This is a genomic window from Streptomyces pathocidini (genome assembly GCF_001418495.1).
Lineage (GTDB): Bacteria > Actinomycetota > Actinomycetes > Streptomycetales > Streptomycetaceae > Streptomyces > Streptomyces pathocidini.
In genome coordinates, this window is sequence record NZ_LIQY01000214.1 from 1 (window position 1) to 11,987 (window position 11,987).

Here is an 11,987-nt window from a genome sequence, read left to right on the forward strand (position 1 = left end):
CTGCGCAACGGCCTCACCCCCGCCGAGATCAAGGAGGTGCTGCTGCACGCCGCCGTCTACTGCGGCGTGCCGGCCGCCAACTCGGCGTTCCGGGTGGCACAGGACGTCATCCGGCAGGAGACGACGCCCCAGGAGTAGCAGGATGGTGCGCGGCGCGCCGTGTACGCGCGCGTACCGCCGATCCGTACACCGGAGGAGACCCGTGTCGCAGCTCACCAAGAAGGGCCACGCCTGCATCCGGCTGGAGAAGGACGGCCAGGTCCTCGTCATCGACCCCGGCGCCTTCAGCGAGGCCGACGCGGCGGTCGGCGCGGACGCGGTGCTGGTGACCCACGAGCACCTCGACCACTTCGACGAGGGGCGGCTGCGCGCCGCCCTGGAGGCCAACCCGGCCGCCGAGATCTGGACCCTGCGCAGCGTCGCCGAGAAGATCACCGCGGCCTTTCCCGGCCGCGTCCACACCGTCGGCCACGGCGACGCCTTCACGGCCGCCGGCTTCGAGGTCGAGGTGCACGGCGAACTGCACGCGGTGATCCACCCCGACATGCCGCGGATCACCAACGTCGGCTATCTGCTGGACGGTTCGGTCTTCCACCCCGGCGACGCGCTGACCGTCCCCGACCGCCCAGTCGACACCCTGATGCTTCCGGTCCAGGCACCCTGGAGCAAGGTCGGCGAGGTTATCGACTACCTCCGCGAGCTCGCCCCGCGCCGGGCCATCGACGTCCACGACGGCCTGCTGTCCGACATCGCGCGCACGGTGTACGACCGGATGCTGGGCCCGGACGGGCCCGGGGTCGGCGGCGCGGAGCACGGCCGCCTGGCGCCGGGGGAGACGCTCGCGCTCTGAGCGTCTCCGGGGGACTCCGGGTGGTCCGGGGACTCCGGGTGGTCCGGGGTCCTCCGGCGTTCCGGGTCCCTCCGGGCGTTTCCGGGGGCCGGGCCGGACTGTCGGACCCTCCGGGTACATTCGTCCCCATGCGCATCGCCACCTGGAACGTCAATTCGATCACCGCCCGGCTCCCGCGGCTGCTGGCCTGGCTGGAGAGCAGCGGCACCGACGTGCTGTGCATCCAGGAGACCAAGTGCACCGACGAGCAGTTCCCGCGCGAGCAGCTGCGCGAGCTCGGCTACGAGTCGGCGGTCAACGCCGACGGGCGGTGGAACGGGGTGGCCGTGGTCTCCAGGGTCGGCCTGGACGACGTCGCCCTCGGCCTGCCCGGCGGCCCCGACTACGACGGCGCCCAGGAGCCGCGCGCGATCTCGGCCACCTGCGACGGGGTGCGGGTCTGCTCGGTGTACGTGCCGAACGGGCGCGAGGTGGACCACGCGCACTACGCGTACAAGCTGCGCTGGCTGGAGGCGCTGGGCGCGGCGGTGAGCGGGGACGCGGCGGGGGAGCGGCCGTTCGCGGTCCTCGGCGACTTCAACATCGCCCCGACCGACGAGGACGTCTACGACCGCGCCGCGTTCGACGGGCTCACGCACGTCACGCCCGCCGAGCGCGCGGCCCTGGAGGCGCTGCGCGGCCAGGGCCTCACCGACGTGGTCCCGCGCCCCCTGAAGTACGACGTCCCCTTCACGTACTGGGACTACCGCCAGCTCTGCTTCCCCAAGAACCGCGGCATGCGGATCGATCTCGTCTACGGCAACAAGCCCTTCGCCTCCGCGGTCCAGGACAGCTACGTGGACCGCGAGGAACGCAAGGGCAAGGGCGCCTCCGACCACGCGCCGGTCGTAGTGGACCTGAACCTGGCCCAGTCCTGACCGCCACCCCGCGATACGGCGTAAGCAGGGAGCGCACGCCGGATGGAGCGGGCACGCCGGTCCGCCGTGGTGACATGGCGTGGGGCGTGTACCCGACCGACCGCACCTTGAGCGGCGTGACCAGGCCCCGCAGCGCCTCCCAACTCGGAGATGCGGCGGGGCTTTCGTCGTGTTCGGGCCGGTCCACCACGGGCGCAACCGGCCCCTGACTGTTTCAGTGGGCTGTGATGACGGTGCGTTCCGGGTGCAGAGTCACAGTGCCGGTGCGCAGCCCGTTCCAGCCGTAGCCGGTCCCGTTGTAGCGGGAGGTCTCGCATGACCATCGGAAGTTCCCGGCGCAGAATGATCCGATGGCGTCCAGGTAGGCGGTGATGTCCCGTCCTTTGGGTCCGGCCGAGGCGTAGCGGCGGCGCAGCCTGGTGACGGTGTCCGTGAGCGCGGTGTCGGCTTTCTCGATCAGGGCAGCGGATTGGTCGATGGCTGTTTGCAGGGGCTTGTCGTGTGCGCGGATGAGTGTGGCCACCACGTTGAAGTAGTCGTCGTTGAAGCACTCCCAGCGGGCGGAGTAGACGTCGTTGACCAGCATGGCGTGTTCCACGGCGAGGTCTTTGACCGAGGCGAGCTCCTCGTCGTCCTGGAGGTCCTGGGTGAGGTCCAGGTCCAGGACGTATTCGATGCAGGTGATGTACGGGCGCAGTCCTACGTTGCTGCGTCGGACTTGGAGGTAGGTCTCCAGGTCCGGAATCTCTGCGGTGGCGCGGAGCTTGTTCTCTTGCTGCGCCCCGGCGAACCAGTTCTGCCAGGCCTCGCGGTATCGCCGGTAGACGCCTTCGGGCATGCGCTGTTCCAGGGTTGTCCAAATGTCGTGGAAGGCGCGGCCGTAAGGGTGTTGGCCGTTCTCCCAGTTGGCGTCGATCTCGTCGAACAGGCCACGCTGGAGCAGCGCGACGTCGTCTACTTCGAACATGAGCGAGGTGACGCAGGAGGAGTGGGCCACTCGGTGCGGGAGGCCGACGGAGTACACCATGGATTCCCATAGGGGGTAGCGGTGCTCCAGCATGCGGCCGAGCTCCGCCGGATGGGAGAAGGGCAGGAACGCAGCTGCCCAGGCGGCGTTGTGTTCATAGATGGTGGGGTAGTCGGGGTTGACCTTCGCGGTGGTAGAGCACACCAGCGGCGGCCAACGGAAAGTTTCGCCGGGTGTCAGAACCTGGTGGGGGGCTGTGTCGTCCGTACTGGGGTGGATTGTCGTGATACGGGGCGTCACTGTGGGCTCCTGTGAGCAGAGGCGATGGGGTGTTCACGGCAGGGCCGGACGGTCGCGACTGCCGTGGTAGCTGCATATGGGCCTTCCATCCAATGCGACTCCGCCGCCCCATGGACCCCCGCCAAGGCGGTTGGAAGCGTGAAGGCATTGAATCCTTGTGCACTCGTGAACCGAGATGGCTGCTTGGGCCGGGGACATCTCGCTCAAGTCGGCCCTCATCACCGCGCCAGCGGCACGCCTGCCCACAGCGTGGCAACACGCGGCCCTGTGCGGCGCGCGCCGCCACAGCGTGGCGAACGCGCAGCCCGCACCCAGCGGAGCTGGATGGCGGTTATGCCTTCAGCTTCCGTACGTCGATGGATTCGGCCAGGGCCAGCAACCCGGCGTCGCCGGGGTGGAGATGGTCGCCGCTGTCGTACGCGGGCCGCATCCGCTGCGGGCGGTCCGGATCGCGGAGCACCCCGTCGAAGTCGAGGACCGCGTCGAACACCCCACCGCTGTCGCGGATGAACGCGTTGACCTCGGCCCGCCGCGCATCCACCGCCGCCGTGCAGTCGGCGAACCCCTCGCACGGTGCGATCGTCGCCCCCACCACCCGGAGCCCGTGCCCCCGTGCCCGCTCCGCGATGGACCGCATCCCGGCGATGACCTGCTGCGCGGAGAACCCCCACCGCACATCGTTTATCCCCTCGAACACCACGACCGTACGGGCCCCGCTCTGTGCCAGGACGTCGCGGTCCAGCCGGTGCTGGGCGCTGACCCCGCCGCTGTCGGCGCTGATGCCGTCACCGGGGTAGCGGTCGGAGACGACGCGGTTCGCCGAGATCCCGTGGTTGAGGACTCCGTACCGCGGGACCTCGTCCTGTGTCCGGAGCCGCCGCGCCAGCACGTCCGGCCAGCGGCGGTTGGCGTCGGCGGTCGACTTGTCCCCGTCGGTGATCGAGTCGCCGAGCGCCACCACCGCCCCCGGCCCCCCGGCGACGTCGACCCCGGTCAGGAACGGCCAGCTGGTGACCGTCCCGGTGTAGGCCGTCCCGCCGCCGTCTCCCGTACGGTCCCCGCTGCCGGGCCCGCTCAGATACGAGATCTGGTTGGTCCTGGTGTGCACGGGCGCGGCTGTCACCGTGTCCGGCAGATGCAGACTGACCAGCAGGTTCGTGGCCGGGGGCACAGGGAAGTCCAGCGGGTCGCTGAACACCTCGGCGCCCGCCGGGATCTCGGTGCCCGCCTTCCCGCCGAAGGCCAGCCGCCGCGGCGCGCCCTGCGCGGCCGCCCCCTCCTTCTGGACCGCGACCGAGGCGTGCCCGATCCGCACCGGCTCGGCCGCGAAGGTGTTGGCGAGCCGGATGCGGACCCCGTCCCCGCCCGCGCTGCTGTGCACCACCAGCCGCAGCGTCCGGTCCGTCCACGGCCCCACGGCCGTGTATCCGCCGGTGCTCGCGGACCAGGTCCCGGTCCAACCCCCGTACCGCGTACGGACGGTGGCCGCGAAGACGTGCAGATCCGCGTCGGGCCCGGGGTCCTCCGGCAGGACCACGGACGCGACGTCCCGCCCGCGCGCGACCGGCACCGACACCGCGTAGATCCGCGCCTTCTCGGTGCGCTGCCCTTCGGGCGCGTTGAGGTGGGGGAGGGTGACGGCCTTGGTGCTCAGGGGGCCGGTGCGCCAGTCGGGGGCGGTGAGGGTGAACGTTGCGCTGCCACCGTCCCGGTAGCGCACGGTCCCGGTGCCGGACACGTCCGCGCCGTCCCCGGCGGAGGTGCCCGCGACGAGGAAGGTCAGCGCGTCGCCGCGACCCCGTAGCCGTACCGCCTGCCCGTCGGCCCGTACGTTGTCCGGCTTTCCGGCGGCCGGGCCCGGCCAGGTCAGCCCGGCCCCGTTGACGGTCAGCCGGCGGCCGGGGGACCAGCCCGCGGCGGCCAGGTCCTGGGCGGACAGGGACCGGCCCGCGCCGTCGAAGTCGGCCTCCGCGGGGCGGGCGTCGTCGCTGATGGCCGTGTTGTCGAAGAGCCGCTCCAGGGGGAGCGGCTCGGCGGCCCGGGGCCGGGTGAGGGCGCTCGCGGCGCCCGGCTGGTGGGCGAGGGCGGGCGCCCCCGCGGTGGCGAGGGCGATGGCCGCTCCTCCCACGACGATCGCGATGGTGTGTCGTCTTCCGGCGAGCATGGCCGTCGTCCCCTCCCGCATCCGCTGTGATCCGACAGGTTCGGGTCGAAGGTAGGGACGGGTGGGGCGGTCGTCAATGATCCCGGCCTCAACCGCCGCTGAATTCCCGCTGCCGTACGCGCCTTTGGCTCTGCCGACATCCGCTGTTCCGCGCGTGCCTGTGGTGCGGGCCACGGGATGGATGCGAACCTGTGTGGTATGAACATCCCTTTCCTGGACAACTGGCGCAGGCGGCACGCCCCCGTGAACACCTCCGTGGCGACCGAGCTCGGTAGAGAGGACCCCGAAGGGGTCGCCGAGCTGCTGGCCGAGTGCGGGCTGCTGCGTAGCCGGGCGTCCTCGATGGGACTCGAACTCGACGACTCCGCGCGGTCCTTGGAGGCCCTCGACCAGCTGCTGCCGCGCTGGCGCGACGACCCCGAGGAGCTGCCCTGGCTCGGCAACGACGCGGGCCTGTACCTGGGCACGGTCATCGTCCGTACGGTGCCGGGCGCGGCCTGGCAGGTCTGGCCGAACGGTCAGCCGGTGGTCAGGCTCGCCTCCGGCCGGGAGGTCAACGTGGTGGAGGCGGGGCTCGACTGGGCCATCGGCGGCGCCCCCGAGCTCACCCAGATCTACGCGGAGGCCTCCGAGAGCTGAGGCGCCGCGGGTCCGTACACCCCGCGCATTCCATGATCGCATCCGTGATGGTATGCGCTGATCAGGGCAACAATACGGTTATTCGCCGCTTGATGCGTGTCGCGGCGAAGTGCCGCATCCGGCTGGATAGTTTGCGCTGACCGCCGACGACGACCCCGACACAGACGACCCGACGCAGACGACCCCCGACACAGCTGAAAGTGGGCAAGGCTGGGCATGGCCGCTGACGGAGCCGACACCGTCACAGCAGGCGATCCGCTGATCGAGCTGCGCGACGTCAACAAGCACTACGGCACGCTGCACGTCCTCAGGGACATCGACCTCACCGTGGGCCGCGGGGAGGTGGTCGTGGTCATCGGACCCTCCGGGTCCGGCAAGTCGACGCTGTGCCGGGCCATCAACCGGCTGGAGACCATCGAGTCCGGCACCATCACGGTCGACGGCAAGCCGCTGCCCGAGGAGGGCCGGGCGCTGGCCCGGCTGCGCGCGGACGTGGGCATGGTGTTCCAGTCCTTCAACCTCTTCGCGCACAAGACCGTGCTGGAGAACGTCTCGCTCGCCCCCGTGAAGGTGCGCGGCCGCAAGAAGGAGGACGCCGAGCGGCGGGCGCGCGAACTACTCGACCGCGTCGGCCTCGCCGCACAGGCGCCCAAGTACCCGGCGCAGCTCTCCGGTGGCCAGCAGCAGCGGGTGGCGATCGCCCGCGCGCTGGCGATGGATCCGAAGGTGATGCTCTTCGACGAGCCGACCTCGGCCCTGGATCCGGAGATGATCAACGAGGTGCTGGAAGTCATGCGGCGGCTGGCCCGGGACGGGATGACGATGGTCGTGGTCACCCACGAGATGGGCTTCGCGCGCTCCGCCGCGAACCGCGTCGTCTTCATGGACGGCGGCCGGATCCTGGAGGACCGGGCTCCCGAGGCGTTCTTCACCGCGCCCGAGAGCGACCGTGCCAAGGACTTCCTGTCCAAGATCCTCAAGCACTGAGCGGGGCACCGGAGATGAACCGTACGGTCACCGCCCCGCTGCGGGCCCTCGCCCTCGCGCTGTGCGCCGCCCTGCTCGCCACCGCCACCGCCTGCGGCAGGGAGGGCAGCCCACCCGTCAAGGGCCCGCAGCCCGGGCAGCTGCCGCGCTACCAGGTCGCCCAGGGCTACGAGCTGCCCGACTCGCCTACCTGGCGCCGCGCCAAGGCGCGCGGCCATCTCATCGTCGGCGTCAAGGAGGACCAGCCCTTCCTGGGCGAGAAAGACCCCGCCACCGGGGTCTACTCCGGCTTCGACATCGAGATCGCCAAGATGATGTCCGCCTCGCTCGGCTTCGACCCAAAGACCATCGAGTTCAGGACCATCGCCTCCGCCAACCGCGAAACCGCCCTGCAGAACGGCCAGATCGACTACTACGTCGGCACCTACACCATCAACGACCTCCGCAAGAAGCAGGTCGGCTTCGCGGGCCCGTACTACATGGCCGGGCAGTCGCTGCTCGTGCGGGCCGACAACGACGACATCAAGGGGCCGCAGGACCTCGCGGGCAAGACCGTCTGCTCGGCCGCCGGATCGACCCCGCTCCAGCGGATCAAGGACGAGTACCCGCGGGCCCGCGCCGTCTCGTACGACACGTACTCGATCTGCGTGGACAACCTGCTGACCCTGCAGGTCGACGCGGTCACCACGGACGACACGATCCTGCTGGGCTACGCGGCCAAGGTGCCGGACGAGCTGAAGGTGGTCGGCAAACCCTTCTCCCAGGAGCCGTACGGCATCGGGGTGCCCCGGAGCGACAACGCGCTGCGGTTCGCGCTGGACGACGCGATCGTCGAGAACGAGAAGAACGGCAACTGGAAGAAGGCCTACGACGTGACGCTCGGCCTGTCCGGCGTGCCCGCCCCGAAGCCGCCGCCGGTCGACCGCTACCCGGCGGGCTGAGGTCACAAGGAGTTCAGGAAGACCGATGGACGTACTCCTCGACAACTGGTCGCTCTACGGCGAAGGCCTCTGGGGGACCGTGCAGTTGACGATCCTCGCCTCGCTGCTCGCACTCGCCCTCGGGGTCCTGATGGCGGGGTTCCGGGTGGCCCCCGTCGGCTCACTGCGGACGCTCGGCACCGCGTGGGTGACCGTGCTGCGCAACACCCCGCTGACGCTGCTGTTCTTCGCCGTGCTGCTCGGGCTGCCGCGCTTCGGGCTCGTACTGCCCTTCCAGACCTTCGCGATCCTCGCCCTGGGCTGCTACACCTCGGCCTTCATCTGCGAGGTGGTGCGCTCGGGCATCAACACGGTGCCGGTGGGGCAGGGCGAGGCGGCGCGCAGCCTCGGCATGACCTTCACACAGTCGCTGGGGCTCGTGGTGCTGCCGCAGGCGTTCCGGACCGTCATCCCGCCGATCGGATCCACGCTGATCGCCCTCGCCAAGAACTCGGCCATCGCCGGGTCGTTCAGCGTCACCGAACTCCTCGGTGTCTACAAGCCGTTGAACGAGATGGGCTACAGCATCGTCTGGTCCTTCGTGTGGATCGCCGTCGGCTATCTGATCGTGACCCTGACCATCAGCGCGCTGTTCAACGTGCTGGAGAAGCGCTGGGGAGTCCGCCGATGACCACGACCGCCACCGCCCTCTACGACCTGCCGGGCCCCAGGACCCGGGTCCGGCACCGGTGGTACGGCATCGGCGCGACCGCCGTCATCCTGGGGATCCTGGCCTGGATCGCGTATCTCCTGTTCGACACGGGCCAGTTCGAGGCCGAGAAGTGGCGGCCGTTCGCGTACCAGGGCATCCAGGACCTGCTGCTCGAAGGGCTCGCCAACACGCTGAAGGCCTTCGGCCTGGCGGCGGTCCTCTCGCTGGCCCTCGGCGCGGTCCTGGCCTGCGGGCGGCTCTCCGAGCACCGGCCGCTGCGCTGGCTGGCCACGCTCTTCGTGGAGTTCTTCCGCGCGATGCCGGTGCTGGTGATGATCTTCTTCGTGTTCGTCGCGCTGAAGGCCCAGCCGCTGACGGCGCTCGTCACCGGGCTGACGCTCTACAACGGCTCGGTGCTGGCGGAGGTGTTCCGCACGGGCATCAACTCGGTGGAGCGCGGCCAGCGCGAGGCGGCGTACTCGCTGGGCATGCGCAAGACGCAGGTCATGGCGAACGTCCTGGTCCCGCAGGGGGTACGGGCCATGCTCCCTGCCGTCATCAGCCAGCTGGTGGTGGCGCTGAAGGACACCTCGCTCGGCTTCCTCATCACCTACGAGGAGTTCCTCCAGGCGGGCAAGCTCATCGCCACCAACCTCGACTACGACCTCCCCTTCATCCCCGTCGTCCTGATCATCTCGCCCATCTACATCGGCCTGTGCATGCTGCTTTCCTGGTTCGCCAACTGGGTCGGCAAACGCGAACGCCGCAACGTCAAGACCAGCGCCGCCGAGGTGGCCCCGGCAGGCCCCTCGGAGTCCCTGTCGGGGCCGACGGGCGCGGACCGACCGTAGGGGGACGGTCCACCGTCCGGCCCACCTGGCCGAATCCGGCTGATCGGCCCGGCAACTCGACAACGGTCAGTCGGCCACGGGGAGTTCCCCGTAGGACGGGTCGGTTTCGGGGAGGTGTTCATGAGCGCGAGAGTAGCCCGCCGCCGTACCGGCGTTCGAGCCCTGTGGATAACTCCGGGGGACTCCTGGCGGTTTCGGTGCTGCTGACCGTTGTCGGTGGGCGCGGTTAGGCTGCGGGCACAGCCGGTCACCGCGCCCTGTGGAGGTACGCATGCGCCGTCCCGCCGTACGGAGTCTGTCCCTGCTGGCCGCCGGCGCGGCCGTGCTGGCGGCCACGACGGGCGCGCCACCGACCAGCCGGGCCGGCACGGCGATCGAGGCCGGGCCCACCTCCTCTTCCGCGCCCGCCAAGTCCCCTTCCGCGCCCGCCAAGTCCCCTGTCGCCGTCGGCCGCGGCGGCGTGGTCTCCAGCGTGGACGCCGACGCCTCGGCCGCGGGCATCGAGGTGCTGCGGCGCGGCGGCAACGCGGTGGACGCGGCGGTCGCCACGGCCGCCGCGCTGGGGGTCACTGAGCCGTACTCCGCGGGCGTGGGCGGCGGTGGCTACTTCGTCTACTACGACGCCGCGGACCGCATGGTCCGGACGCTCGACGGGCGCGAGACCGCGCCCCGGAGCGCGGACGCCGGCCTGTTCCTGGAGAACGGCAGGCCGATCCCCTTCGACCAGGCCGTCACCAGCGGCCTGAGCGTCGGCACCCCCGGCACGCCCGCCACCTGGGACGCAGCTCTCAACACGTGGGGAAGCCGGTCCCTCCGGGAGGTGCTGAAGCCCGCGGAACGGCTCGCCCGCGACGGCTTTACGGTCGACGCGGCCTTCCGGCAGCAGACCGCCGACAACGAGGCGCGCTTTCGTGACTTCCCCGCCACCGCCGAGCTCTTCCTGCCCGGCGGCCGGCTCCCCGCCGTCGGCTCGACCCTCAAGAACCCGGACCTGGCCCGCACCTACGCCGAGCTGGCCAAACGCGGCGTGGACGCCCTCTACAAGGGCGAGTTGGGGCGTGACATCGTCCGCACGGTCCGCCGCCCGCCGGTCGCCGCGGGCGCCCAGCGGGCCGTCAGGCCAGGCAACCTGCGGACCGGGGACCTGCGCGCGTACGCGGTCAAGCGCCAGGCGCCGACCCGCACCGCGTACCGAGGGCTCGACGTCTACAGCATGGCGCCCTCCTCGTCGGGCGGTACGACCGTGGGCGAGGCGCTCAACATGCTGGAGTCGGCCGACCTGGGGGAGCTGAGTGAGCGTCAGTACCTGCACCGGTTCATCGAGGCGAGCCGGATCGCCTTCGCCGACCGGGGGCGCTGGGTCGGCGACCCGGCCTTCGAGGACGTGCCGACCAAGGGGCTGCTCTCGCAGTGGTTCGCGGACACGCGCGCGTGCCTGATCCGCGACAACGCGGCCCTCGCCGGCCCGGTCGCCCCAGGCGACCCGCGCCACCCCGTCCCCTGCGCCGCGGGCGGCGCGGCGGCGCCGACCCCGTACGAGGGCGAGAACACCACGCATCTGACGGCCGCCGACCGCTGGGGCAACGTCGTCGCGTACACCCTCACCATCGAGCAGACCGGCGGCAGCGGGATCACGGTCCCGGGGCGCGGATTCCTCCTCAACAACGAGCTGACCGACTTCTCCCTCGCCCCGGCCGACCCCGCCGTCCACGACCCGAACCTGCCCGGGCCGGGCAAGCGGCCCCGCTCCTCCATGTCCCCGACGATCGTGCTGGAAAGGGGCCGCCCGGTGGTCGCCCTCGGCTCCCCGGGCGGTGCCACCATCATCACCACGGTCCTGCAGACCCTGCTCGGCCACCTCGACCGCGGTCTGCCCCTCGTGGACGCCATCGCCGCCCCGCGCGCCAGCCAGCGCAACGCCGCCGCGACGGAGCTGGAACCGGCGCTGTGGAACAGTCCGCTGCGCGGCCGGCTCGAAGCGCTGGGCCACCGGTTCAAGCAGGTCCCGGAGATCGGCGCGGCGACCGGGGTCCAGCGCCTGCCGGACGGCCGCTGGCTGGCGGCCGCGGAGAAGGCGCGGCGCGGGGGCGGGTCGGCGATGGTGGTGGTGCCGGCCGCGCGGTGACGGATGCTCAACTCCCTTATGCCTACGCTGTTCAGAGCTCGCCCCTTGCGTCCCAGCCGTTCAGAGCCTGCCGAAAACTGTCTGTAGCCCGCCCGCTACCCTCCCTGTAACACGGGGGGTGTCCAATGCTGCGGACCCGGCACCCGACTCGGCCGGGGGGAGAGGGGCGGACCATGCGGAACAGGCAACTCCCGGCACCCGTGCGGGAGTTCGCGGACTATCTGCGGGAGCTCCTGGACGTGCTCGATCCGCAGGTCGGCTGGTACGGGGTCTTCGCCCAGCGCGACCCCGACGGGATACGGGCCTGTCTGGAGGGCGCCGAGGTCCTGCCCTGGGACGTGGTCGAGTCGCTCCTCCAGGACCTGGCCTCGCGCCACGGCGCCGCGATAGCCGAGGAGCAGCGCGGCGTGGCCAGAGGCCTGCACCGGGCCTCGGTCGCGGCCTACGACGCGTACGCCGGCGGGCGGGACGCGCTGCTGGACCGGCTGGACGTCATGCACCGGGAGCGGCAGTACGCGGTGGCGCGCGAGCGCGAGTCGGCCGCGGCGGCCGAGG

11 protein-coding genes and 1 pseudogene are annotated in these 11,987 nt (G+C 71.2%); 10 read left to right on the forward strand and 2 right to left on the reverse strand.

The genetic code is table 11. The features are described from left to right. The 3 genes from AOK16_RS25515 to AOK16_RS12090 form a co-directional block, all read left to right on the forward strand. Positions 1–138, forward strand: a 138-nt coding sequence (locus AOK16_RS25515; protein WP_205627670.1) for a carboxymuconolactone decarboxylase family protein, incomplete at its 5' end; no start/stop codon positions are given. 64 nt (positions 139–202) lie between these two features. After that, positions 203–850 (forward strand): MBL fold metallo-hydrolase, encoded by a 648-nt coding sequence (locus tag AOK16_RS12085; protein ID WP_055472263.1) that lies wholly within the window; start codon positions 203–205, stop codon positions 848–850. 128 nt (positions 851–978) lie between these two features. Further along, positions 979–1,767, forward strand: coding sequence for an exodeoxyribonuclease III (locus AOK16_RS12090; protein ID WP_055472264.1), 789 nt, complete (start codon positions 979–981; stop codon positions 1,765–1,767). Between the two features lie 214 nt (positions 1,768–1,981). On the opposite strand, the gene AOK16_RS12095 is transcribed toward AOK16_RS12090, so the two are convergent. Together AOK16_RS12095 and AOK16_RS12100 are read right to left on the reverse strand one after the other, a co-directional pair. After that, positions 1,982–2,938, reverse strand: coding sequence for a terpene synthase family protein (locus tag AOK16_RS12095; RefSeq protein ID WP_055472265.1), 957 nt, complete (start codon positions 2,936–2,938; stop codon positions 1,982–1,984). A gap of 427 nt (positions 2,939–3,365) precedes the next feature. Then, a complete protein-coding gene (locus tag AOK16_RS12100) occupies positions 3,366–5,219 on the reverse strand; it encodes an SGNH/GDSL hydrolase family protein (RefSeq protein ID WP_240483529.1) in 1,854 nt (617 codons plus the stop codon). Positions 5,220–5,396: 177 nt separating this feature from the next. Between AOK16_RS12100 and AOK16_RS12105 the strand changes: the two genes are divergently transcribed. The 7 genes and pseudogenes from AOK16_RS12105 to AOK16_RS12135 form a co-directional block, all read left to right on the forward strand. Further along, entirely contained in the window at positions 5,397–5,837 is a 441-nt protein-coding gene (locus AOK16_RS12105) for a DUF6278 family protein (protein WP_055472266.1), read from the forward strand. Between the two features lie 216 nt (positions 5,838–6,053). Continuing rightward, positions 6,054–6,824, forward strand: a complete 771-nt coding sequence (locus AOK16_RS12110) for an amino acid ABC transporter ATP-binding protein (protein ID WP_055472267.1) — start codon at positions 6,054–6,056, stop codon at positions 6,822–6,824. A gap of 14 nt (positions 6,825–6,838) precedes the next feature. Next, positions 6,839–7,765, forward strand: coding sequence for a glutamate ABC transporter substrate-binding protein (locus AOK16_RS12115; protein ID WP_055472268.1), 927 nt, complete (start codon positions 6,839–6,841; stop codon positions 7,763–7,765). 25 nt (positions 7,766–7,790) lie between these two features. Then, complete coding sequence (locus tag AOK16_RS12120) at positions 7,791–8,435, forward strand: amino acid ABC transporter permease (protein ID WP_055472269.1); 645 nt, start codon at positions 7,791–7,793, stop codon at positions 8,433–8,435. Continuing rightward, positions 8,432–9,307, forward strand: coding sequence for an amino acid ABC transporter permease (locus AOK16_RS12125; RefSeq protein ID WP_055472270.1), 876 nt, complete (start codon positions 8,432–8,434; stop codon positions 9,305–9,307). The genes AOK16_RS12120 and AOK16_RS12125 overlap by 4 nt, the downstream gene beginning before the upstream one ends. Before the next feature lie 271 nt (positions 9,308–9,578). Further along, entirely contained in the window at positions 9,579–11,432 is a 1,854-nt protein-coding gene (gene ggt, locus AOK16_RS12130; RefSeq protein ID WP_205627669.1) for a gamma-glutamyltransferase, read from the forward strand. A 173-nt stretch (positions 11,433–11,605) separates the two neighbouring features. Then, positions 11,606–11,987 (forward strand): annotated as a pseudogene (locus AOK16_RS12135) (hypothetical protein); the annotation flags it as partial.

Excerpts from the sequence above, each read along its gene's own strand:
- AOK16_RS12120 (WP_055472269.1), top strand. The coding sequence starts at position 7,791 with ATGGACGTACTCCTCGACAACTGGTCGCTCTACGGCGAAGGCCTCTGG.
- AOK16_RS12115 (WP_055472268.1), top strand. The coding sequence starts at position 6,839 with ATGAACCGTACGGTCACCGCCCCGCTGCGGGCCCTCGCCCTCGCGCTG.
- ggt (WP_205627669.1), top strand. The coding sequence starts at position 9,579 with ATGCGCCGTCCCGCCGTACGGAGTCTGTCCCTGCTGGCCGCCGGCGCG.
- AOK16_RS12100 (WP_240483529.1), bottom strand. The coding sequence starts at position 5,219 with ATGCGGGAGGGGACGACGGCCATGCTCGCCGGAAGACGACACACCATC.
- AOK16_RS12105 (WP_055472266.1), top strand. The coding sequence starts at position 5,397 with ATGAACATCCCTTTCCTGGACAACTGGCGCAGGCGGCACGCCCCCGTG.
- AOK16_RS12125 (WP_055472270.1), top strand. The coding sequence starts at position 8,432 with ATGACCACGACCGCCACCGCCCTCTACGACCTGCCGGGCCCCAGGACC.
- AOK16_RS12110 (WP_055472267.1), top strand. The coding sequence starts at position 6,054 with ATGGCCGCTGACGGAGCCGACACCGTCACAGCAGGCGATCCGCTGATC.
- AOK16_RS12090 (WP_055472264.1), top strand. The coding sequence starts at position 979 with ATGCGCATCGCCACCTGGAACGTCAATTCGATCACCGCCCGGCTCCCG.